This is a genomic window from Variovorax sp. Soil_C_12, from assembly GCF_057657375.1.
The window spans coordinates 1-20,944 of the sequence record NZ_JBDGIO010000015.1; the positions used below are offsets into that span (position 1 = coordinate 1).

Below are 20,944 nucleotides of genomic sequence, written 5' to 3' on the forward strand. Positions count from 1 at the left end.
CACAACCTGCACGAAGCCGTCCCGCGCCAGCACTTTCAGGGCCTCGCGCACCGGTGTGCGGCTCATGCCCATCCGGGTCGCCAAATGCACCTCGAACAGCGGCACCCCTGGCGCGAATTCCCCCTGAAGGATCGCCTCGCGCACCTTCTGGTAGGCATGCGTCGCCAGGTCTTCGTTCTTGAGAGTCAGCATGTGTGGACTTGGTGTGGACTGTGTGTATACACGGTGTACGCATCATAAGACCGGCACGCGGCGGTACGCCAGTGCTTCTTACTAGGTGAATACCCTGGTTGCCGTCATGAGGTTGTTTGAGATCGCTAGCCGATAGGCAAGGAGCACGTGACCCATCTCGCGCCTTCTGGCCCGGATGCAGTTGGACCGACCTTCGACGCCTGGCGACGAGCCGGAGTCGGCCCGCCGGCGTGGTTCCCCTAGGCTGGCCCGTACTCGCCGCTGCATGGTCGACTACGGCCTGCTTTCGAACCGGCACTCGCGCAGCCTCCTTGGCGTGGAGCGCGATCAAACCGTAGAAGGTGAGATCGCGCCGCAAATCACTGGGATGCCTGCAGCGTTAAGCGCGCACGGTGGTAAAGGGATAGTCTGCAACTGTGAGCAAAGACGCCTCGTCGCAAGCCAGCCGCGGGATGGGCCAAGCGATTTCCTGTTGCAAAGCCCACCGCGCTTCCAGGGAGCTGTCATTCCGGTCCTGCATGAAAGCCTTGGTCCTTCTTTCGGCTGCAGTCGCGTCGTGAGGAACGCGATCAAATCGAACAACTGCAACCCCGCTGGGTCAACGTGCCCGCCCTGGTACACGGCCAGCTGTTTCTCCGGGCTCGCCAGCGCTTCGTAAATCTCCACCTGTCCGTCGGGCGTAAAGAACTCGTCGTCCTGCTTCTGCTGGAACAGGACCGGAACCGACACGCGGCGGGCGTCGTCCACCAGGCGCCGGCTGTTGACCCGGCTGGTGCCCCACATGCCCAGCACCGCGGCCCGGATGCGGGGCTCGGCTGCCACGAAGGGCAGCCTGTACGCCGTGCCCATCGAAATGCCGTACCAGCCGATCGCCGCGGAATCGACCTCGGGCATGCGGCACAGTTCGTCCAGCGTCGCGCGCCAATCGGCAACCATGGGCTCTACCGAGCCGCCCTCGGCCCAGAGCGCCCGGAATTCACCGCGAACCTCCCTCGAAGGCCTGCGCTCCAGTGCGCTGTGGAGCCAGAAGCTGACGGTGATCGCATCGGGATCCCATCCCGTGGGCGGCAGGCTGACGCTGGAGGACTTCCTGCACTGGCCCCATGCGTGCCACAAGCTCGGACGGGGCGGCTCGTCGATCGAGGCGGCCGTCGAGGCGGCGCTCGAAGAGGTGAAGCGGCAGCGCAGCGTCGGCGTCTGGCTGCCTTCGGCGATCGCGGTGCCGGCGGTAGTGTCGCGCACCGACTTCCTGGCCACGGTGCCGGAGGGGATCGCGCGGGTGTTCGCGCCTCTGTTGGGATTGAAGATGCTGCCGCCGCCGGTGCCGCTGGACGACGTCCGCATCCGCATGTACTGGCACGAGCGGATGCAGCAGAACCCCTCGCACAAGTGGCTTCGCCAGCTCGTGCGATCGGTGGCGGAGGAACTGGCCGCGGCGGGCGGTACCGCGACGGCCGGTTAGGCCAGTCGGGTCAGACCCACTCGACCTCGGCGCGGTCGCCGGACTCGATGGACTGCAGCAGTCCTTCCTCATGGCCCGCCTGGGGCTCGACGCATTCGAAGCGGCGCGGCACGAAGGGCGGCACCGAGCAGACGTCGTACTTGTCCAGCAACACCGAGTTTTCCTGGTGGCGGCCCCAGATCACCTTCCACTTGCCCTCCAGGCAGATGAATGTTTCATTGGTGTCGTGGTTGTGCAGCATGGGGCCGTTGCCGGGCACGGCCTTGATGTACGACATCTGGAAGCCCTCCGCAACCGGAATGGCCGACCATGGGTCGGTGGCGCCTTCGGCGATCAGGCCAGTGCCCACAACGAGGTAGTTCTTGCGCGCGTGTCCCGGCAGCTGGCTGTCGTGATAGCGGGTCGGCGGATACTTGAGCTTGTCGAAGCGCGCCACGCGCTTGTCCATCTGCTCGGGCGTGTAGTCGTCGATCCGCATGCGGTACTCTTTCAGTCGGTCTCCTAAGTGCAATAAGCGGAGACGATCTTAGGATTGCGCCCGCAGCGGCGCCATCCGTTGGAAGGAATGGGCACATGCGCGATCTTGATGGGCGTGGAGCCGGCAGGGCAGGCGCAGGGGCGCGCGCGAAGAGCGCATGCCTGCCGGACTCCCGATCGCCGACGTTGATGACAGCGGACATGATGCCACCCGTTATCAATGCGCCATCAGCAACGGCAGCGTCATCGGGAATCACCAGGGCCGGCTTACCGCTTTCAATCACGACAGATTCCACGAAGTCCCTCGGCACGTCCCACGTCAGCGGGTCTTCGGGGTCATGCTGGCCCAGCACCATCAGGTCGACACAGAGCGAGGCCTGCGCCGTACCCCAGACGGGCGGATCGCCCGGCACCTAGGCCCAGGTCATCGCCGGATCGCCGCAGGCCAGGGCCTCGTCGGATAGGGTGCGGATCTCGAGGTCGTGTTCGTGGGCGAGTTCCTCGAGGGCAGGTCATCCCGCCCTCGATTGTGGCGGCGCGATTGCGAGCGGCCGATGACCGCCTTCTGAGGGCCGCAGGACGTACTCGGCTACGCAGTCTGGGCTACAGATTCTGCTGTCGTGGCAGGGGGCACCCAGCTGCGCAGCTTTCCAGGGTTGAGCAGGCCCAGAGGATCGAAGCGGCGCTTGACGCGCACCACGGCGGGATCCAGGTTGTTCTGCTTGCCGTCTTCCACGATGTACACGTGGGGGTTGTTGATCTGCACGCCGTGGTCGCGGTAGATCTGCATGATCTGGTTCAGGCGTTCTTCCGTGGTGTAGCGGATGATCTGCAGGCCGCTGCAGTTGAACGCGCCTTCCTTGGTGCGCAGGAACTCCAGGTGCATCATCACCTCACCCTTCAGCGCGGCTTCCAGAGCCTTGGCCTGCTCGAGCTTGCGCATGGGGTCAAACCCGCTCTGGATGTAGGTGAGCCCCTTGTCCACCTTCAGCGCATGGAGCGTGGTGTGGTTCCAGGTGTATTCGATGAGCGTCTTGCGGCTTTTTTCCACCTGGTCCGCGGTCTTGCAGTAGGTGACCTGGCCACCGTGCCGGGCGACCATGTCGCGCATGCCCGCCTCGGAGTGCGGTGCCACCAGCACCATCACGGCATGGCAGCCGGGGGGCAGGTGCTCGGCCAGGCTGGTGAAGTAGTCCGGAATGGGGGCGGCGAGAAAGCAGACCTCTTTTTTCTCAAGGCCCGGCGCACTGCCGAATCGGTCGGCGAACTCCAGCGCCGCATCGAACTGCGCGAATGTGGCAATGCACTCGGTCCATGCCACGGCGGGCGTGAGTGCGACCTCCAGTTCCAGCACGATGCCGTTGGTGCCGTAGGTATGGTGCAGCAGCATGGCTTCGGGGCCGCGCAGCTCCACGATCTGGGGCTCGGCCTCCACAGTCATGGCGCGCACGGCCAGCACGTTGCCGGGGGCTGCCAGCGGTCCGTGGTTGATGGAGCCCGCGCCGCCAAAGCCGCCACCGAACAGTCCCCCCAGCGTGGCGCTGCGGTAGGTGGAGGGTAGCCAGCGCAACTCCTGGCCCAGTGGCCTGGCCTGTGCGTCGAAGTCTGCGAGCCGGATACCGGCCTGCGCACGGCCCACGCCGCCGCACACCCAGCCGAAGCCGTTGTAGCCGCTCAGGTCCAGGATGACGCCGCCGTGCAGCGGTGTGCTTTGCCCGTAGTTGCCTGTGCCGCTGCCGCGCACCGTGATGGGAATACTGGCGCGGGCGCAGGCGGCCACCACGCTGAGGATCTCGTCTTCGGTGCGCGGGCGCACGGCGATGTCACCGCGCTTGCCCGCCAGGTCGCGCTTGAGCACGGGGCTGAACCAGGCGAAGTCCTGCGAAAGCCGGCCTACGCGCAGCGGGTCGGCAATCCAGTCCAGGTCACGCAGCAGGTCGGGCAATTGGTGGGCGGTAGGGGTCATGGTGCTATCTCCTGTGGGGAGGGCGATCAAGGCGAAGGAGTCCCCCATCGGCCGCAGGCGATGTTCAGGCGTGGGGAGGGACAGGGGTCTAGTCGTGTGAGTTCTCGCTGGCATGCCAGCCGCCCAGCGCCAGCCGTGTGAGCCAGGCCATCAGCACGAACAGCGCGACACCGGTGAGCGAGATCAGCAACAGGGCGGCAAACATGCGCGGGATGTTGAGCTGGAAGCCGGCCTGCAGGATCTGGTAGGCCAGGCCTGCGCCCGTGCCACCCGTGCCTGCGACGAACTCGGCCACCACGGCGCCGATCAATGCCAGGCCACTGGAGATGCGCAGCCCGCCGAAGAAATAGGGCAGCGCGCTCGGGATGCGCAGGCGCAGCAGCGTCTGCAGCCGTGTGGCGCGGTTGAGCTTGAAATAGCTTTGCAGGTCGGGTTCCACACTGCGCAGGCCCAGCGTGGTGTTGCTGATGATGGGGAACAGGGCCACCAGCGCGGCGCAGATCACCATGGAGGCCGTCGGATCCTTGACCCAGATGATGATGAGCGGCGCCACGGCCACGATGGGCGTGACCTGCAGCAGCACGGCGTAGGGGAACAGAGCGGTCTCGATGCGCTTGCTCTGCACGAACAGGAACGAGATCAACACCCCTGCCACCGTGGCCACGCCAAAGGCCAGCACCGTGATCTTGACGGTGACCCAGAGCGAGGCGCCCAGGGCGGCCCAGTCGGTGAACAGGGTCTTCATCATCAGCAGGGGCGATGGCACCAGGTAGGGCGGCAGCTCCAGCCCGGTGACCAGCCCCTGCCACAGTGCGATCAGCACCAGGCCGACAAGCAGCGGATAGACCACGCGCTGCACGCGTGGCTGCGCCATGAGAGGTGTGCGCCGCCGTGCTACTGCCCTGGGTGCGGCCGGTGCGCGGGTGGGCTGTGCGCTGCGCGCAGCGATGGGTGCGGCCACGGGAGCGGTTGGAAATGGCGTGCTCATGCGAGGGCCTCCTCGGTGTCGGCGCTGGCGCGCAGCAGGCTGTCTTGCAGTCGCTTGGCGTAGCGGCTGAATTCGGGCGACACCATGAAGTCGGCCGTGCGGGGGTAGGGGGCGTCGATGCGGAAGTCTTCGACCACACGGCCCGGGCGTGCAGCCATCATGACCACGCGGCTGGATAGGAACACGGCCTCGTGGATCGAGTGCGTCACGAAGATCACGGTGAGCTTTTTCTTGCGCCACAGGTCGAGCAGGTCGGCATCGAGCTTGTGGCGCGTGATCTCGTCGAGTGCGCCAAAGGGCTCGTCCATGAGCAGCAAGTCGGGCTGGGTGACCAGGCCGCGCGCGATCGACACGCGCATCTGCATGCCGCCCGACAGGGCGCGTGGCAGGGCGGTCGCAAACTTCGACAGCCCCACCAACGCCAGCGCCTCTGCCACTTGCGCATCGGCCTGCCGGCGCGGAACGCCGGCCAGGTCCAGCGGGAGGCGCACATTGGTCTGCACGCTGGCCCACGGCATGAGCGTGGGCGACTGGAAGACGAAGGCCATCTTCTTGCCGCTTTCGTCCATCCGCGCCACCGGCTTGCGCCACAGGTGCAGCAGGCCGTCGGTCGGCTCCAGCAGGCCCGCCACCATCTTGAGCAAGGTGCTCTTGCCGCAGCCGGACGGGCCCAGCAGGGTGACGAACTCTCCTTCCCCGATGCTCAGGTCCACGGGCAGCAGGGCCTGCGTTCCATTGGGGTAGGTCTTCTCGGCAGACAGCACCTCCACAGCCGGTGTGGGTGATGCTGCGTGAGGGCTCGGTGCCAGGGGCGGGGTGTCAGCGGGGCTCATGGTCAAGGCAGAACCTTGAGGTCCTTGACGAAGCTGGTGGTGTAGGTGTCGGCCAGTTTGACCTTGGCGGGATCGATCAGCTTGGCCTCCACCAGGAACTCGTAGCTCGCCTTGGCGCGGGCGTCGGTCATGATGCCGATGCCCATGGTGGCGGCGTCGCCCCCGGTGGCCATGCCCATTTCCTTGAGCTTGGCCACGCTGTAGGCCAGCTGCTCGTCGGTCATGTTGGGGTTGTCCTTCTTGATGAGGGCATTGGCGGGAGCCGGGTCGGCCAGGTAGCTCTTCCAGCCTTCCATCGACGCCTTCACGAACGAGGCCACGGCGGCATTGCGCTCCTTGACGGTCTTTTCCATGCACGAGATCGTGGTGGCGTAGGCGGGGTAGCCCTGGTCGCTGAACATCAGCGTGTTGGCCTTCACGCCCGCCTTGGCAATGGCAAAGGGCTCGGACGTCAGGTAGCCCTGCTGGGCCGTGTTCTTGTCGGCCACGAAGGGCTGGATGTTGAAGGTGTAGGGGCGGGTCTGCGCATCGGTGAAGCCGTACTTGGCCTTCAGCCAGGGCCAGTAGCCGCGCTGGGCCGACGAGGCGATCAGGATGGTCTTGCCCTTGAGGTCCTCGAACTTCTTCACGTCGTCGTGGGCGATGATTACCTGCGGGTCTTTCTGGAACACGGCCGCGACGTTCACCACGGGCACGCCTCCTTCACGCATCTGGATCATCTGCAGGTCGCTGGAGCCCATCACGCACTCGGCCTGGCCGGCCGCCATCATCTGGACGATGTTGACCTGCGGGCCCCCCATCTTGATGGTCACGTCCAGGCCGTACTTCTTGTACAGGCCCGTGGCAACAGCCTGGTAGAAGCCGCCATGCTCGGCCTGTGCGTACCAGTTGGTCATGTAGGTGAACTTTTCCTGTGCGTGGGCCGCGCCCATGGCACCAAGACCGAGCAGCACGGCTGCACCAAGTTTGGAAAGGCGGGAGGCAGTCTTCATCATGGCAAGGCTCCGGTGGGGTGGTTGGAGAGGAAATGAAAGTGGCTTGCAGGCGGTGGGCAGTTTTCAGGCCAGTTCGGACGAGCGCTCGACGTGGCCCGTGTGGTTGGCACGGCCCCAGGTGGGCTCGGGGCGTGCGGCCCACTGCAGGTGGTGCAGCTCGGTGATGGCGGCGGCCCAGCTCACGGCCAGCGAATCGAGGATGGCGTGGCCCTGCTCGGCCGTGGCGGGCAGCGGGTCGCCGATGATTCCGCTCGGCCCGAAGTCGCGCGCGCTCCAGGCGCAGGCGGGCCGGCCATCGGGCGAGAGCAGGGGCGACTCGAAGACGGGCGGGTAGTTGACCACCGCGCGCTCCATGTGCACGGTGTCGGGCGCCAGCGCCAGCATCAGCGCCGTCTCGGCATGGCCTGCGTGCATGGCCAGCTTCTTTTCCTTGTCCGACAGGTATCGGCCCGCGACGTGCGGCACGCGCCAGGTGAAGCTGGGCACCACGATGAAGTCGCCATGGCGCAGGCGCAGTTCGCGGGCGCACATCTCCATCACCTGCGGCTGGCCGCCATGGCCGTTGACGAACAGCAGCTTGCGAAACCCCGCGCGGTACACGGACTCGCCCACCTCGTTCATGGTGGCCAGCAGGGTCTCGCCGCTCAGGGTGACGGTGCCCGGAAAGTGCAGGTGCTCCTCCGACTTGCCGTAGGTGATGGGGGCCATGGCAAAGGCCGGCACCTCCGCCGGCAGGCGGGCCAGCGCATGGCCCACCACGCCCGCGCTGATCACCGTGTCCACCGCGCAGGGCAGGTGAGGGCCGTGCTGCTCGGTGGCGCCGGTCGGCAACACGATGACGGTGTTCTCCTTGTCCGGCAGGTCGACGATCTCGGTCCAGCTCAGGTAGGGCAGGTAGCGGTGGGGCGGGTTGTAGCCGTGCAGCATGGGGCGGGTCTTTCTTGAAGGGGATGCGATGCGGGAAGGGGGCGGCGCGGTCAGCGCTGCGGCAGCCAGGCGGTGGCTTCCACCTCGATGAGGATGTCGGGCGTGGGCAGCATGCCGGTCACCTCCACCACGGTGGAGGCCGGTGCTTCGCCCGGAAAGAACAGCTTGCGCACCCGGCTGTACTGGGGAAAGTGGTCCAGGTTCTTGAAGTACTGCACCAGCTTGATCACGTCCGACATCTGCCCGCCAGCCGCCTCGATGGTCTGGCGGATGCGGTCCAGCACATACCAGCTCTGGGCGAGGATGGGCCCCTCCTTGATGTCGCTGCTGAACTCGCCCGTGCGGCCGATCAGCGTGGCTGCCTCGTCGGGAATGTCGGCATAGCCGCGCACGACGAGGCTGGCCGCCGGGTCGACCGCAATGATCCCGGACAGGAACACCATGTCCCCCGCGCGTCGCCACGCGGCGTAGCGGGCCAGGGGCTGGGCAATGCCCGGGGTCGTGGGTGCGAGGGTGCTCATGCGATGCTTCTTGCAGGGGTGTCGATCGGGGTGGTGGGGTGGGTGTCAGCCACGTGCCATGCAGCGCTGGCATGGCCACTGGCCACCCGGCCCTGGCGCAGCACCACGCGGGGCTGCGTGCGCGAAGGAAAGCCCCAGCCGTCCGCCTGGTTGAACACGATCAGGTCGCACGCACTGCCGGGCTGCAGCGGCAGCGCGTCCGGGCCGCGGCGCAGCCAGTCGGTGCGGCACAGCGATTCGGACCAGCGGTCGAACGGCGCTTCGAGCTGCGCGGCGAGCACGCCGCAAGCCAGGGCTTCGAGCGGATCGAAGCTGCCCACCGGGCAAAAAGGGTCCTGCACGTTGTCGCTGGCCACCAGGACCGGGATGCCACGCGCATGCGCTTCCTTGACCAGGGTGAGACCGCGCCGGCGCGGCGTTCGGCCGGTGGTGGCGTCCTGCAGCAGGAGGTTGGTGACGGGCAGGCTGACCAGGGTGATGGGGCTGCGCGCCACCGCATCGAGGGTGGCCATCGCCGTGGCCTCGTCCTGCGCGGCCAGCGCACAGGCGTGGCCGCAGACCACGTGGCCTTCGAAGCGCAGCGCCTGCAGCAGCGCGGCCGTGGTGGCCAGGCCCCGCGCGCCGGGGTGCAGTTCCTCGTCCACGTGCAGGTCCACGTTCAGGTTGTGGTGCTGCGCGGCCTCGAACAGGTGGCGCAGGGCCTGCGGGTTCCAGTTCGTCGAGTGCACGAAACCGCCCAGCAGGGCGCCGGGCCCGCTTTTTGCCACGGTGCATGCCAGGTGCATGGCGGTGCTGCGCTCGGCGTACAGGTGCAGCGGGATCAGGCCCACGCGCTCCAGCATGATGCGGCCGGTCCATTCCTGCGCGAGCTCGCGCAGTACGGTCCAGGCCAAGGGCTGGGCCTCTGGCTCCCACCAGTCGCAGTGCGTGCGCAGTTGCACCACGCCGGCGTCATAGGCCCATTGCAGTGCGCGGCTGGCGCGGGCGCGGATGTCGGCCTCCGTCCAGTCCTGGCGGTCCACCATCATGGCTTCGATGGCGCCCATCAGTCCGGGCTTCACCGTGCCCATGCGCGGCAGGGTGAAGGCCTTGTCCAGGTGCGTGTGGGCGTCCACCAGGCCCGGCAGGACCAGGGCGCCACCCACGTCCCAGGTGGCGCCCGCGGGCAGGGCGCGCGCCGGGTCGTGCGGGACCATGCCCTGCATGCGGCCCTGGGCGCTGTGCAGATCGGCCAGCGCTGGCTGGCCCCCGCTGGAGGGCCACTGCCGGGGCAGCAGCCAGCCGGGCAGGCGGGCGCGCACGATGTGCTCGGGAGCGTCGGATGCGTGCATGCCGGTTCCTCAGGCAAAGCGCGCCATGGCCTGGCCGACGCGGGCCTTGAAGGCTTGCAGGCGCGGGGGCGTGGCCACGTTCATGTGGTAGCAGGCGTGGTAGTCCACGCGGGCCTTGCCGCCCGTGAGCAGGCGCATGTAGCGCGTGACGGACTTGCGCGGCGGGTCGCCCATGAGCAGGGCCGTCCAGCGCGGGCGGCCATAGGTGACCACGGCCGAGATGCGCTTGATGTGCGTGAGCGAGGGCTTCACGTGGTGCGGGTCGCTGATGTCGAAGGCCACGCCCGGCATCAGCACGCGGTCGAAAAAGCCCTTGAGCATGGCCGGCATGCCGAAGCACCATGTAGGAAAGCAGAACACCACGGCCTCGGCGCACAGCAGGCGGTCCACATAGCCCTGGACCGGCAGCCGGTTGTTCGGCACCTCGTGGTAGCCCAGGCGCTCCTCGCGGCTCAGCACGGGGTTGAAGTCCTCGGCATACAGGTCGCAGTCGTCCACCTCATGGCCCGCCGCGCGCAGGTTGCGCACCACCTCGGCATGCAGGGCCGCGTTGTAGCTGGTCTCCACCGGGTGGCAATAGATCACGAGGATGCGCATGCGGACGCCTGCCAAACGGAGTCAGAGGTCGAGCGTGAGTGTCGGGACATGGCTGCGCGCGCAGCACACGGCCACATGGGTCAGCCGCTCGTCGGCACTCAGGCAGCTGTCGCGGTGGTCGGGCTCGCCGTCGAGCCAGCGCGTGACGCAGGTGCCGCACACGCCTTGTTCGCACAGGGTGTCGATGGCCACGCCGGCGAGTTGCAGCACGTCGGCCATGCTTTCGCCGGGCTCTACGGGCAGCCGCAGCTGGCTGCGCGCGAGCACGAGTTCAAAGGCCTGGTCGGCGGCTGGCAGTAGGGTTGTCGTGGGAGAAGTCTGCATCTTTGACCATTCGATTTGATCGATTGGTCAAACTATGCAAGGGCTGTGCCAGCGTTGCCTGGCCATGGTTTGGGTCTACGGAGGCACTTCAGGCCATCTAGAAACCGCGGGGGTGGCTTAATCTGGTGCGAGGCCGCAGCCCAGCAGCACAAAAGTGGTGAGTTCCCGCACGATGTGCTCACGGTCGATGGGTTCATCGGGCGCCAGGCCCAGCATGATGTGCACTTGCACGCCGTAGTCGGCGTAGTGCTGCGTCATGCCCCAGATCTGCATGAGCAGGACCTTGGCATCCACCGCGCGCATGCGGCCTTCGGCGATCCAGCGGTTGATCAGGTCGACCTTCTGCTGGGTGGACTTCACGGCCACCGGCCAGTACTTGCCCAGGTTGCGCCCGCCGCCCAGCACCTCGGTGGTGAAGATGCGCGACAGGCCCGGGTTGTCCAACGCGTAGTCCAGCTTCTTGCGCACGTAGCTGCTCAGCACCTTCTTTGGGTCGTCACTGTTGCTGTCGAAGATGAAGGCCCCCGACCAGCCGTTGAGCACGGAGTACAGCAGTTCTTCATAGAGCTCTTCCTTGCTGCTGATGTAGTAGTGCAACTGGGGTTTGGTCAGGCCCGCGCGTTCGGCAATGGCTTTGGTCGACGCGCCCTTGAATCCATGGCGGCTGAACTCGGCAATGGCCGCTTCCCGGATGGCGCCCAGGATGCGCTCGCGCCCCTGCTTGGCGCGACTCAGTGCGCCGGACGGGGCATCGATTTCAGATTCGGACATGGACTGGACGGGCACAGTGGTGAGGGAGACGTGAGGGAGGTTGCCGATTCTGCCGCTAGCGGCCTGGATGGGCGCCTCACACTATCCAGAATCCGACATGAGGCGCACTCGCCTCCTCGATCATCGCAGGCCCGATGCACTCGATGGGATGGGGGGATGCCGCGAATACGTCGCGGCAGGACAGCGCTGCATCGCGCTGCTCGGCCCGCTCGCCGCGGAACACGCGCAGGCGCACGGCATCGATGCCAAACACCACACGCCCGATGCCCGACCAGAAAATGGCGCCCGCACACATCACGCACGGCTCGGCCGACGAGTACAGCGTGGCCTGGGCCAGTGCTTCGCGGCCGACGCGCGGGCTGAGCTGGCGCACGGCATTGGTTTCGGCATGGCCTGTGCAGTCACCCGTTTCGGTGGTGTTGCAGTAGGCCTCGGCGAGCAATTCGCCGTCGGCGCCAATCACCACAGCGCCAAACGGACGGTTGCCGCGCGCGCGTGCCGTGCGGGACCAGGCGATGGCCTGGCGCAGGTAGGTGCCATCGGTGCCATCGACGAGCGTCGCTTCTTCGAGCGGTGCGGGGGATGCAGTCATGAGGGCGTGCATGGGGGGTCTTTGTCGGTCGTGCGATGGGCAGGTTTCGTTGTTCAACGCCAGGCGGCTGCATGCCCGCCACTGCGGATGCCGGCCGCAATGCATTTGGCATGCCCGGGCACTCTTCTTGCATTGATCTGTGGCAAGAGTAGAAGCGTTCACTGCGCAGCCTTCATGTCCTTGTGCATGGTGGCGCGGGCAGCCGGAAATTGCTCTTGAAGCCCGCACCATGACTTCAGGAGAACCGCATGACCACTGCCACCTATGACCTGACCGAGCTGCAGAAAGAAACGCGCATGGGCGCCATGGGCTCGGAAACCAGCAACCGCGAGATACGCCGCATCGACCTCTCGGACTTCGCGCAGCGCAGGACCGACATCGCCAACCAACTTTGGGATGCCGCCGTCGATGTAGGCTTCTTCCAGATCGTGAACCACGGCATGGCGCTGGCCGATGTACGCAAGGCCTTCGCCATGACCGAGCGTTTCTTTGCGCTGCCCGATGCCGTGAAGGCCCGGTACCCTTTGAAGAAGGCCCTGAACGTTGGGTGGGAGAGCCGTGCCCAGGTGCGTCCGTCTACGGGCACACCCGACCAGAAGGAGTCCTATCAGATCACCCGCCCGCACATGGAAAGCTTGTGGCCCGCCGACGAAGAACTGGCAGGGTTCAAGGCGACCATGCTGGCCTTTGAAAGACAGTGCTGGCAAGTGGCAATGCAGGTGCTGTCGTGTTTTGCATGGAAACTGGGCTTCGATGACTTCTTCTTTCAGCGTGCGCACGATCCGGCGCAGCCCAGCTACCAGAGCACCTTGCGCCTGCTGCACTACTTTGCAACGCCGCCCGAGCAGCAGGACGGCCTGGGCCTGTGGCGCGCCGGCGCGCACACCGATTTCGACTGCCTCACCCTGCTGTTCCAGCGGCAAGGGCAGGGGGGCCTGCAGGTGTGCCCGGGCAAGGAGATGGACAGCCAGGCCTGGACGTCGGTGGAGCCCGACGAGCAGGCGATCACCTGCAACATCGGCGACATGCTGATGCGCTGGAGCGATGACCAGTTGCCTTCCAACTTCCACCGCGTGAAGAACCCGCTGCCCGGTGAATACATGGGGCCGCGCTTCAGCATGGCATTCTTTGCGCAGGCCAACCGGGATGCCATCATCGAAGGCCCGGGCCGCAAATACCCGGCAATCGCAGCCGGGGACTATCTGAACCAGCGCGTGGCGGCCAATTTCAAGGCCTATTGAACAGGGGCAGGTGCTGCGGTTTCACTGCTCTGGCCCCGTGCCTTGCGCATGGGAAAGCCTGTCATTCCAAAGCTTGTGACCGTAGGCCCGGCCTCCGCATATCCGTTTCAGCATGGGGCTCGTCAAAGTGACCTGGATCCATGCCCGCTGGGCGCATCACGCAGGTGATAAATGTCCCCTTCGGAACCGCGACATCGGCAACCACCACGTTTTGATGCGCCTGGACGATATTCATCGGCGCCACAGGTTTGAGTCGCATCGCTTCGTTGGCGCAGGCCTCGAGGAAGTCGAGCTGCGACAGCTGTTCCAGCGACTGCGGGATCGATCCTTCGCCCACGATCGCGTCCGCTTCCGCTCGAGCGCTCTCCCACTCCTTCGGATGTTCGTGCAGCAACCACATCGAGCCGATCGTGTGGGCGGTCGTGTCTTCGCCCGCCAGAAGCATGCCCAGGACATTTCCGGAGAGCTCCCCGTCGGTCGAGCGATCTTGCGAATCGGCGTGTTCGGGCGGCACCGCGGGAGCGCGCGTCGTGACGAGCCCATTGCCCGCGAAGTCCAGCGGCCTCAGCTTTTTTCTTCATGGGGGTGAGGTCGCACCACGATCCTACCCTGGCCCCTTGGCAGCAACTCCCGTCGATGTGACCAATTTCTACGAGGCCTATTTCACGCAGGGCGACAGTTCGAAGCGCTCTTTGGCGCTTGCCGCGGAAGCGGCTGCAACTGACTACTTGGACGGAAAGCCGAAGCGTCGCGGAAAGCACAAGGTCACTGCCGCGCAGCGCGACGCCGACTTCTGGTCATGTGCTGCCTGGCGTGCGCTGCCGGCAGAGCTCTGGCGGTCCGATCTGATGACGCTGGCCCTGGCGCGCTACTTCGTGCAGGAGAAGATCACGAATGTCGAGCTGCTGTCGCGCATCGCGGTCGCCTGTCCGGCCGCGCTGTCCACGGCGGCTCGTCGCTCAAGACTGGCGCTGCGCCCCGCCTCGGCGCATCGTCGCGACCTCGAAAGCTTGGCTGGCCTGCACGGCGACATCGCAGAGCTGTGCCGCGTACTTCACATCTTCGGAGAAGCCCACCGCGTGCGCGTCGAGGAGGTAACGCGGCTGCAGCGCGAGCTTGCGGACGCGACGCCCTTCGACCTGCTCGTCCTGGCCAGCCTCTACGCGTTCGAGCATCTCGTGCCGGCGGGCATGTCTTCGCCACACCGTCCGGACAGCACGATCTCGGCCGAGCAGTGCGCCTGGCACGCGATCAACGATGTCCTGCTGTGGAAGCTCGGCACGGCCCGCCCGCAGGACCTGCATCTCGACCAGCGCAAGCTGGCGCGGTCGCTGGAGACGCATCTGATACCCGTCCTGAGCGAATCGAGTGTGGCGCAGGCATGGGGACAGGGCATGCGAGACGCCTTCCATGCATTGCTAGAGGCGCAGATCGAACTGAACGAGTTCTTGTCGCGGTCGGCTGACGCGTTCAGCTTCGACGCCGGCATCCGGTTCGTCCGGCGCGGCGCCGTGCTCGAGATCGAAGTCGTCGATGCCGGTCTGCGGGCCGCCTGGGAGCGCGATGGCCGCAAGCTGGCCCGCCTCCATGCGTATTGGTTCTATCGCGCCGCCGACGCGTTCATGCGTTCGCCGCAAGCCACGCGGACGATCGGACGTCCCGAGAACCATGAAGCCAACCGGCTGGCCTGCATCCGTGCCATCCGGACGCGCCTGCAACTGACCGAGGTGTACGGCGTTGCGGAAACCGTGACCACCGATGCCGGCGACGAGGTCGACCTGTTCCTGGCCTTGTTGTCGCTCGAACTCACATCGGCCTTCTTCCAGCGCGATTTCCTGGAAGCCTTCATGGCGCATCTCCGCGAGAGCGGCGACTGGAGGGTCGCCTTGCGTCGGCTCGCCGACGGCGGGATGCGCCAAGGCTTCCAGATCCGCTATCCGCTGACCTGGTCCGACCGGGCCGCCAAGATCTCGAACATCCTCGGATGGACCGTCACGCCGTCCGCGCCAGAAGGCAGCGCGTTGATGGCTGCCCGCATCCTGGACTTCTGGACCAGCGATTGGCCATCGTTGGCGGCGAAGGTGCGCGCGTCTTCAGATGACGAATCGCAACCCGAACTCTTCGAGCGTCCCTTTCTGAAGTTCGGGTCTCTCCTGGTGCAACTCCCCTGGCTCGTCGGCGTGCAGAACAACAGTACCGCGGCCATCAACAACCTGCGACGACTGGGCCAGCGGCGCGGCGAATTCAGGGCCGAGACCGAGCGCATCGAAGCCAACCTCGCGCGGGCACTGGAGGCGCGGGGTTTCTCGGTGCGTCTGAACTGGACGCCCGAGCGCACCACGCATGGCGATGCCGGAGAGGTGGACGTCGTGTGCGTTCGCGACGGCGTCGTATTGGTGATGGAGGTGAAGTCGACGTTCCTTCGGTCGTCGCAGCGGGAGGCCTGGCACCATGCGACATCGACGCTGCGGAAGGCGGGCGGGCAGCTCAAGCGCAAGGTGGATGCGGTGATGACGGATCTCGCCGGCAAACGGACGCTGGCTCAGGACCTCGGCGCGGCGCTGCCCGCCCATGTGCGCGAGGTGCACGGCTGGATCGTCGATACCTCCATCGAATGCGATCACCAAAGGTTCAGTGGCTTCCTGAAGGTCTCCCTCGAAGAGGTGCTCATCGCGCTGCGCGACGATCGCGAATGGCTTCACGACCCCGATGGCCTTCTCGGGATCGCCAAAGGGACGGACCATGCTGCGCTGTACCCCGACGGTTTTAGCTGCCACCGCTTCGTCCAGGTCATCGAAAACCAATCGGTCTGGGACGGCATCTAGCGCAGAGGGCCGGGTGACACAGCGAGCCGGAGGTCGCTGCGCACGGGGTAGGGCACACATGGTCAGCGCCCGCACCTGTCGCGACGCGTGCGCGCACCAACAGCCTGGCATCGAGAGTCTGGAGGAATCTGGGTGCGAAGGGGGAGCAGCACGAATCGCCGGCGCCCCGGGGGCGGACGTGCAACGCATCGCTGCTTCCAACATCGCTTGTGCCTGGCGGACCTTGAGGGCTGGGCGTCCACCGGCTGCACGCCGGTGCCGGGCTGCTCCAGGTTCGCGCCGTCGCGCTCATCCCCTGGCGGGGACGGGCTGCGCCCGCCTTGCGTATCCCTGACGCGGAAACTGGATCGGGCTCCTTCCGGGTGTGCTGCTGAGGGTGGGGGAGGGCTTGCCTGTGTGCCCTCACGCTACCCCACCGTTCTCCCGTTCAAGGCCCTGCGCGCGCTGCGCGTGCTCGGCGCGTGCCGCGCGCCTGCGGCGGCCTTGAGCGCTGCGCTGCGGCGGGGTGATCCGGGGTCACGCAGGCAATCCCGCCTGTGTCGACCCACAGGAGCTCATCATGAACGCATCTCTCGATCTCACCGCCCAGCAACGACCCCCCGAGGACTCACCCAAAGCAGGCCCTGTCGAAGACGAGTCGTCCGCGGCCCGAACTGGCGCACGCATGGATGTGCGGCAGCTCATCACCGACCGAATCATCGCGATGCTGGAGAAGGGCGGCAACGTTTTCCGGGAGCGCTGGACGCGGGCCGCTTCGCGCGGCATGCCGCGCAACGGCAAGACCGCTGCGCCGTACCACGGTGCCAACGTGCTGCTGCTGTGGGATGCGGCTTTCGAGCAGGGCTATGCGTCCAACGTCTGGCTGACCTACAAGCAGGCGGCGAGCCTGGGGGCTCAGGTGCGCAAGGGAGAGCGTGGCGTGATGTGCGCGCACTTTGAGCGCAGAGCGCGCAGGGATGAAGCTGCAGTTCACGCGGCGAACGTTCACGACCGCGAGGAGGAGGGCAGGGCGGAAGAGAGCAGGGACGAGGGCAAGGAACAGGGATTGGGCGGCGGTGTTCTGCTGTGCCTGCCATTCTGGGTTTTCAACGTCGCGCAGATCGATGGATTGCCGTGCGAGGTCGTCGACCTGTGCGTCGATCCGGTGAAGTCGCCGGGTGGCCCAGTGGAACGCGCCGTGCGCCTGCTGGGCGGCTGCAATGCGACCATCCGGCATGGCTATGAGCGGGCGATGTACCTGCCTGAGCCCGACGAAATCCGCCTGCCGTGGCCCATGCGCTTCACCAGCGGGGAAGCCTATTGCGCGACAGCGCTGCACGAACTGGTTCATCACAGTGGGCATCCGAGCCGGCTGAATCGAGAGTTCGGCCGACGCTTTGGAGATGCGGCGTATGCGTTCGAGGAATTGGTGGCCGAACTCGGCTGCGCCTTCTTGCTGGGGCACTGCGGCCTGGTCGATGCCACCATCGAGGGCCACGCTGCCTACCTGGACAGCTGGCTGCAAGTGCTGAAGAACGATCGCACTGCGATCTTCACGGCCGCGCGGCACGCAGGGGAAGCCTTCGAGTACATCCTGGCCAGGGAGATGCCGCTTCTGGACAGCGCGGCGCTACTGCCATCGGAAGAATGAGTCCCGGTCGATCGGCACACGCTCGGTCGGATTGCAATTGTTCGCGGCGCCGGCCGATTTGCGTCGCGAACTAATTAGACTCCAGCGTTTCCACTTTGAATTTCTACATGACTCAAACCTACGCCCGATTGGCACGCCAGATTGCTGCTCTGCAGGCCTCCGCCCAAAAGCAACTGGCGATCGAAGCCAAAGGCGCCATCGCGAAGATCAACGACCTGATCTCGACGTACGGCCTCACGGCTGGCGATCTGAAATTCGCTTCGACCGCTGCATCGGCTGTGTCGCCTTCGGCTTCGAAGAAGCTCAAAGCGACGAATGGCAAGGGTCGCGCTGCGGCCAAGGGCGCCAAGTTCAGCGATGGAAACGGCAACCAGTGGGGCGGGCGCGGGCCGAGGCCGGCCTGGCTGCGCGAGGCCATCGCTGCCGGCCGCACGCTCGAGAGTTTCGCGGTCGGTGCAGCGGCACCTGCAGCACCCGTCGCCGCGTCGCCCGCGAAGAAAGCGCCGACAAGGTCGGCTGCCTCCAGGCCAATCAAGGCGCGCGCCGGATCGGCGAAGGGCAAATCAAAGCGGGTGTCGGCGGCCGCGAAGGCGTCTCCAAGCGCTGCAGTTGTGGCGCCTGCGGACTTGGCAACGCGTCCGGCGAAGGCCTCGCGCAAGAAGGTAACTGTGAAGGCGCGTGCCGGATCTGGTGACGGTGCGGAATCCACGCAAGCGGTCAAGCCGCCGGTGAAGAAGTCGCCGGCCAGGAAGGCTCGTACGGCCACGACGGCGCCCGCTTCGAACGCATCGAAGAAAACCAGCAGTCCGAAGACACCGGTGGCGACGGCAGAGCCCGCCGTGACCGCGAAGAAGGCGGCGGCGCCCAAGGTCGCCGCGAGCCGCAAGAAGGTGAGCCCGAAAGCTGCCGCACACAAGGCGGCCGTGGTCGAGAGCCAGGCGCCTTCGGCGCCAGAAGCGGTCAGCGCGACCGCAGCTGCGTAATTCTCGTTGCCGCCCTGCCGTCACGAAGGTGGCGGCAGGCCTGGGCGGGCTTGGCCGTCCTGTTCTGCTGCGGGCGCTGCAGGTGTGTTGCTGCGACTTCTCCAGCGTCCGCGCAAGCCGAGGTCAGCTTGCTCTTTCCCCACGATGCGCCATGTCGTCGCCACGGTCGCGGCCGGCGCGAGTTCCATGGGCATCCCTCGCAGGTTCGGAGGTGCTGCGTCTACGCGCGGGTTGTCTAGTAGTCGCTAGTGTGGCGCGCTCGAAGTTCTAGACCTTATGGGGCGACGACAGTGTCGCCGTTTGCGGGTGTCGAACTTGCCCTCCCGGCTGATGAGCTGCAGTTCGCAAGGGCCGCTTTGCCGGATGCGAAATTCGTCATCGCGAGGACGCCAACCCATTGGCGGTGGCTCAGGCGATGCTGATGCGCTTTCGATACTGGATGCCATAGCCACGGGCGCACCCTATACTGCGTCGCTGTCTGGCGGAACACAGGTCTATCTGGCGGAGCCTGACCTTCGCTGCATTTCACGGTTTCCTAACCCGTCACCCATCAGGAATCGAAGGTGAAGCGTCGCGAATTCACCTTCATGTCGACCGCCGGTGCCGCCTGTCTGCTGATGACCGGTGCGCCCGCGCAGGCGCAGTCGGCGCCAGTGGAGGGTCGTCAGTACCAACGTCTGGCGACGTCGGTGCCTGGCTCGGCGCCGGGCAAGATTGAGGTGATCGAGTTCTTCTGGTATGGCTGCCCACACTGCTACGCCTTCGACCCGACGATCGAGGCCTGGGCCAAGCAATTGCCGACCGACGTGGTCTACCGCAAGGTGCACGTCGCGTTCCGCGCGAATGTCAAGATCCATCAGCAACTGTTCTACACCCTGGAAGCGATGGGCAAGGAGGCACAGGTGCGCTCGGCCATCTTCAACGCGATCCATCGCGGCGGCCAAAGCTTGGCGGATCCGAAGACGATGGCAGCCTTCCTGGCGCCGCTGGGCGTGGATCCGGCGAGGTTCGCCGAGACCTACAACTCGTTCACTGTGCAGACCAGATGCCGGCAGGCAACCAAGTTGCAGGACAGCTACAACATCGACGGCGTGCCGACCATCGCAATCGGCGGCCGCTTCCTGACCTCGCCGGGGATGGCCGGCTTCGGGCTGCGCGCCAGCGAGCAAGAGCTGGGCCAGCGCTGCATCACCGTGGCCAACTACCTGCTGCCGCTGGCACTCAAAGGCAAGGGCTGAGCGGAGCCGACTCAGCCTTACCACCCGTCTCAAACAGCTCCATGATGCTGCTCCAGATGGGGCTCGTCAGCTCGCAGTGCCGACTCGTTGCGCGCATTCTCGAGGCTCATCGCGAAAGGACAACGGGACAACGAGGGAACCTTCGCCAGTGTCGGCCTTCTGCGTATCGAGGAGTTGAACGAAGAAACGGTCTCGAACGTCAGGAATGGGTTGGCTGTTCGACACGACGCCGGAAAGATGACCATTCTTGCCAAAACTGACGCGGCAGCGGGGCCTGTCAGCGGTTGTCATTTCCAGGAGCGCCGGCTGGCCAGCGACGAGGCCCACGGGCCCCGCCAGGATAAGTACAGAACAGAGTAGCGCTCCACACTAGCGTCAGATGCTGCCTGGCTACGCCAGAATGGAGCCCCAAGGCCGACTCTTCGCCAGCCGCAGGCTGACCCATGTTTCCCGGCCAAGATGAAATCGCTGGAGGACGAGATGCCCGTGAAGGAGAGTCGACGCAGGCATTCTTGGCGAGATCGGTGCTCGAGGAGGAGATCGAAGTTGCGCAAGGTCTACCGTCTCATCGCCCCTCCAGGTTGATCTCAGCCCGCCTCCGACAAGCTCGGATGGCGATCCTGCTCATCATGTCTTCAAAAGGAATTTCACTTTGAACAAGACCGAACTAATCACCGCAATCGCTGCTGACACCCATCTCAGCAAGGCCGATGCTGGGCGCGTCCTCGATTCGGCACTCGAAAACCTGACGCGGACCCTGGCGCGGGGGGAAGCCGTGCAGCTGATCGGGTTTGGCAATTTCACCGTGGCGAGTCGTGCCGAGCGCACCGGCCGCAATCCGTCGACCGGCGAGACCATGACGATCAAGGCGAGCAAGGCGCCCAAATTTACGGCAGGCAAAGCATTGAAGGACGCCGTCAACGCGTCAGCGTAGTTTCCGAACGCCAGGCGCGGCGAATACGCGGCCAGCCAGCACTTGGCAGGAGGCTCGTGCCGATCGGATTGCGCTGAGAAAATCATCGTCGCCGCCGAGCGTTCGGCCGGCCTGGGC

22 protein-coding genes and 1 pseudogene are annotated in these 20,944 nt (G+C 65.9%); 7 read left to right on the forward strand and 16 right to left on the reverse strand.

The features are described from left to right. Both AC3A6X_RS29185 and AC3A6X_RS29190 read right to left on the reverse strand, forming a co-directional pair. Positions 1-192, reverse strand: a 192-nt coding sequence (locus AC3A6X_RS29185) for a GntR family transcriptional regulator (RefSeq protein WP_487845437.1), incomplete at its 3' end; no start/stop codon positions are given. A 327-nt stretch (positions 193-519) separates the two neighbouring features. Continuing rightward, positions 520-1,128 carry a dienelactone hydrolase family protein gene (locus tag AC3A6X_RS29190; RefSeq protein ID WP_487845438.1) on the reverse strand — a complete coding sequence of 203 codons (609 nt, stop codon included), beginning with the start codon at positions 1,126-1,128 and terminating at the stop codon, positions 520-522. On the opposite strand from AC3A6X_RS29190, the gene AC3A6X_RS29195 reads away from it, so the two are divergent. Continuing rightward, the gene (locus AC3A6X_RS29195; protein WP_487845439.1) at positions 1,127-1,654 is read left to right on the forward strand and encodes a LysR substrate-binding domain-containing protein; all 528 of its coding nucleotides are present in this window, start codon (positions 1,127-1,129) and stop codon (positions 1,652-1,654) included. The two genes, AC3A6X_RS29190 and AC3A6X_RS29195, sit on opposite strands and share 2 nt — an antisense overlap. Before the next feature lie 10 nt (positions 1,655-1,664). Here the strand turns inward: AC3A6X_RS29195 and AC3A6X_RS29200 are convergent, their stop codons facing one another. The 13 genes and pseudogenes from AC3A6X_RS29200 to AC3A6X_RS29260 form a co-directional block, all read right to left on the reverse strand. After that, complete coding sequence (locus AC3A6X_RS29200; protein WP_487845440.1) at positions 1,665-2,132, reverse strand: cupin domain-containing protein; 468 nt, start codon at positions 2,130-2,132, stop codon at positions 1,665-1,667. Positions 2,133-2,720: 588 nt separating this feature from the next. Then, complete coding sequence (locus tag AC3A6X_RS29205; protein ID WP_487845441.1) at positions 2,721-4,097, reverse strand: FAD-binding oxidoreductase; 1,377 nt, start codon at positions 4,095-4,097, stop codon at positions 2,721-2,723. Between the two features lie 88 nt (positions 4,098-4,185). Next, entirely contained in the window at positions 4,186-4,971 is a 786-nt protein-coding gene (locus tag AC3A6X_RS29210; protein ID WP_487845442.1) for an ABC transporter permease, read from the reverse strand. A gap of 110 nt (positions 4,972-5,081) precedes the next feature. Then, positions 5,082-5,918 (reverse strand): ABC transporter ATP-binding protein, encoded by an 837-nt coding sequence (locus AC3A6X_RS29215; RefSeq protein WP_487845443.1) that lies wholly within the window; start codon positions 5,916-5,918, stop codon positions 5,082-5,084. Further along, complete coding sequence (locus tag AC3A6X_RS29220) at positions 5,905-5,991, reverse strand: EspF repeat-containing protein (RefSeq protein ID WP_487845575.1); 87 nt, start codon at positions 5,989-5,991, stop codon at positions 5,905-5,907. Before AC3A6X_RS29220 ends, AC3A6X_RS29215 begins: the two co-directional genes overlap by 14 nt. A gap of 196 nt (positions 5,992-6,187) precedes the next feature. Continuing rightward, positions 6,188-6,913 (reverse strand): annotated as a pseudogene (locus tag AC3A6X_RS29225) (ABC transporter substrate-binding protein); the annotation flags it as partial. Between the two features lie 63 nt (positions 6,914-6,976). Continuing rightward, complete coding sequence (locus tag AC3A6X_RS29230; RefSeq protein WP_487845444.1) at positions 6,977-7,840, reverse strand: creatininase family protein; 864 nt, start codon at positions 7,838-7,840, stop codon at positions 6,977-6,979. A 50-nt stretch (positions 7,841-7,890) separates the two neighbouring features. Continuing rightward, positions 7,891-8,361: a RidA family protein gene (locus AC3A6X_RS29235; RefSeq protein ID WP_487845445.1), complete on the reverse strand. Its 471-nt coding sequence runs from the start codon at positions 8,359-8,361 to the stop codon at positions 7,891-7,893. Continuing rightward, positions 8,358-9,692, reverse strand: coding sequence for an amidohydrolase family protein (locus AC3A6X_RS29240; protein WP_487845446.1), 1,335 nt, complete (start codon positions 9,690-9,692; stop codon positions 8,358-8,360). The genes AC3A6X_RS29235 and AC3A6X_RS29240 overlap by 4 nt, the downstream gene beginning before the upstream one ends. A 9-nt stretch (positions 9,693-9,701) precedes the next feature. Continuing rightward, positions 9,702-10,289 carry an NAD(P)H-dependent oxidoreductase gene (locus AC3A6X_RS29245; RefSeq protein ID WP_487845447.1) on the reverse strand — a complete coding sequence of 196 codons (588 nt, stop codon included), beginning with the start codon at positions 10,287-10,289 and terminating at the stop codon, positions 9,702-9,704. A 21-nt stretch (positions 10,290-10,310) separates the two neighbouring features. Further along, positions 10,311-10,613, reverse strand: a complete 303-nt coding sequence (locus AC3A6X_RS29250; RefSeq protein WP_487845448.1) for a 2Fe-2S iron-sulfur cluster-binding protein — start codon at positions 10,611-10,613, stop codon at positions 10,311-10,313. Between the two features lie 117 nt (positions 10,614-10,730). After that, a complete protein-coding gene (locus AC3A6X_RS29255; RefSeq protein WP_487845449.1) occupies positions 10,731-11,384 on the reverse strand; it encodes a TetR family transcriptional regulator C-terminal domain-containing protein in 654 nt (217 codons plus the stop codon). A 76-nt stretch (positions 11,385-11,460) separates the two neighbouring features. After that, the gene (locus AC3A6X_RS29260) at positions 11,461-11,988 is read right to left on the reverse strand and encodes a nucleoside deaminase (RefSeq protein WP_487845450.1); all 528 of its coding nucleotides are present in this window, start codon (positions 11,986-11,988) and stop codon (positions 11,461-11,463) included. A 236-nt stretch (positions 11,989-12,224) separates the two neighbouring features. Here AC3A6X_RS29260 and AC3A6X_RS29265 point away from each other — a divergent pair, with 236 nt between their 5' ends. Beyond that, positions 12,225-13,217 carry an isopenicillin N synthase family dioxygenase gene (locus AC3A6X_RS29265; protein ID WP_487845451.1) on the forward strand — a complete coding sequence of 331 codons (993 nt, stop codon included), beginning with the start codon at positions 12,225-12,227 and terminating at the stop codon, positions 13,215-13,217. A gap of 61 nt (positions 13,218-13,278) precedes the next feature. Here the strand turns inward: AC3A6X_RS29265 and AC3A6X_RS29270 are convergent, their stop codons facing one another. Continuing rightward, a complete protein-coding gene (locus tag AC3A6X_RS29270) occupies positions 13,279-13,731 on the reverse strand; it encodes a cytochrome P450 (protein ID WP_487845452.1) in 453 nt (150 codons plus the stop codon). Positions 13,732-13,855: 124 nt separating this feature from the next. On the opposite strand from AC3A6X_RS29270, the gene AC3A6X_RS29275 reads away from it, so the two are divergent. The 5 genes from AC3A6X_RS29275 (at position 13,856) to AC3A6X_RS29295 (ending at position 20,827) form a co-directional block, all read left to right on the forward strand. Then, positions 13,856-16,042, forward strand: coding sequence for a hypothetical protein (locus AC3A6X_RS29275; protein ID WP_487845453.1), 2,187 nt, complete (start codon positions 13,856-13,858; stop codon positions 16,040-16,042). Positions 16,043-16,601: 559 nt separating this feature from the next. Continuing rightward, entirely contained in the window at positions 16,602-17,672 is a 1,071-nt protein-coding gene (locus tag AC3A6X_RS29280) for an ArdC family protein (RefSeq protein WP_487845454.1), read from the forward strand. A gap of 95 nt (positions 17,673-17,767) precedes the next feature. Continuing rightward, positions 17,768-18,655 carry an H-NS histone family protein gene (locus tag AC3A6X_RS29285; protein WP_487845455.1) on the forward strand — a complete coding sequence of 296 codons (888 nt, stop codon included), beginning with the start codon at positions 17,768-17,770 and terminating at the stop codon, positions 18,653-18,655. A 563-nt stretch (positions 18,656-19,218) separates the two neighbouring features. Beyond that, a complete protein-coding gene (locus AC3A6X_RS29290) occupies positions 19,219-19,893 on the forward strand; it encodes a thiol:disulfide interchange protein DsbA/DsbL (protein WP_487845456.1) in 675 nt (224 codons plus the stop codon). Between the two features lie 520 nt (positions 19,894-20,413). After that, positions 20,414-20,827, forward strand: coding sequence for an HU family DNA-binding protein (locus AC3A6X_RS29295; protein ID WP_487845576.1), 414 nt, complete (start codon positions 20,414-20,416; stop codon positions 20,825-20,827). The last annotated feature ends 117 nt before the right edge of the window (positions 20,828-20,944 follow it).

Bases quoted from the DNA above. Each gene is read 5' to 3' on its own strand.
- AC3A6X_RS29195 (WP_487845439.1), top strand. From the start codon at position 1,127: ATGGGCTCTACCGAGCCGCCCTCGGCCCAGAGCGCCCGGAATTCACCG.
- AC3A6X_RS29190 (WP_487845438.1), bottom strand. From the start codon at position 1,128: ATGGTTGCCGATTGGCGCGCGACGCTGGACGAACTGTGCCGCATGCCC.
- AC3A6X_RS29200 (WP_487845440.1), bottom strand. From the start codon at position 2,132: ATGCGGATCGACGACTACACGCCCGAGCAGATGGACAAGCGCGTGGCG.
- AC3A6X_RS29205 (WP_487845441.1), bottom strand. From the start codon at position 4,097: ATGACCCCTACCGCCCACCAATTGCCCGACCTGCTGCGTGACCTGGAC.
- AC3A6X_RS29210 (WP_487845442.1), bottom strand. From the start codon at position 4,971: ATGGCGCAGCCACGCGTGCAGCGCGTGGTCTATCCGCTGCTTGTCGGC.
- AC3A6X_RS29215 (WP_487845443.1), bottom strand. From the start codon at position 5,918: ATGAGCCCCGCTGACACCCCGCCCCTGGCACCGAGCCCTCACGCAGCA.
- AC3A6X_RS29230 (WP_487845444.1), bottom strand. From the start codon at position 7,840: ATGCTGCACGGCTACAACCCGCCCCACCGCTACCTGCCCTACCTGAGC.
- AC3A6X_RS29235 (WP_487845445.1), bottom strand. From the start codon at position 8,361: ATGAGCACCCTCGCACCCACGACCCCGGGCATTGCCCAGCCCCTGGCC.
- AC3A6X_RS29240 (WP_487845446.1), bottom strand. From the start codon at position 9,692: ATGCACGCATCCGACGCTCCCGAGCACATCGTGCGCGCCCGCCTGCCC.
- AC3A6X_RS29245 (WP_487845447.1), bottom strand. From the start codon at position 10,289: ATGCGCATCCTCGTGATCTATTGCCACCCGGTGGAGACCAGCTACAAC.
- AC3A6X_RS29250 (WP_487845448.1), bottom strand. From the start codon at position 10,613: ATGCAGACTTCTCCCACGACAACCCTACTGCCAGCCGCCGACCAGGCC.
- AC3A6X_RS29255 (WP_487845449.1), bottom strand. From the start codon at position 11,384: ATGTCCGAATCTGAAATCGATGCCCCGTCCGGCGCACTGAGTCGCGCC.
- AC3A6X_RS29260 (WP_487845450.1), bottom strand. From the start codon at position 11,988: ATGCACGCCCTCATGACTGCATCCCCCGCACCGCTCGAAGAAGCGACG.
- AC3A6X_RS29265 (WP_487845451.1), top strand. From the start codon at position 12,225: ATGACCACTGCCACCTATGACCTGACCGAGCTGCAGAAAGAAACGCGC.
- AC3A6X_RS29280 (WP_487845454.1), top strand. From the start codon at position 16,602: ATGAACGCATCTCTCGATCTCACCGCCCAGCAACGACCCCCCGAGGAC.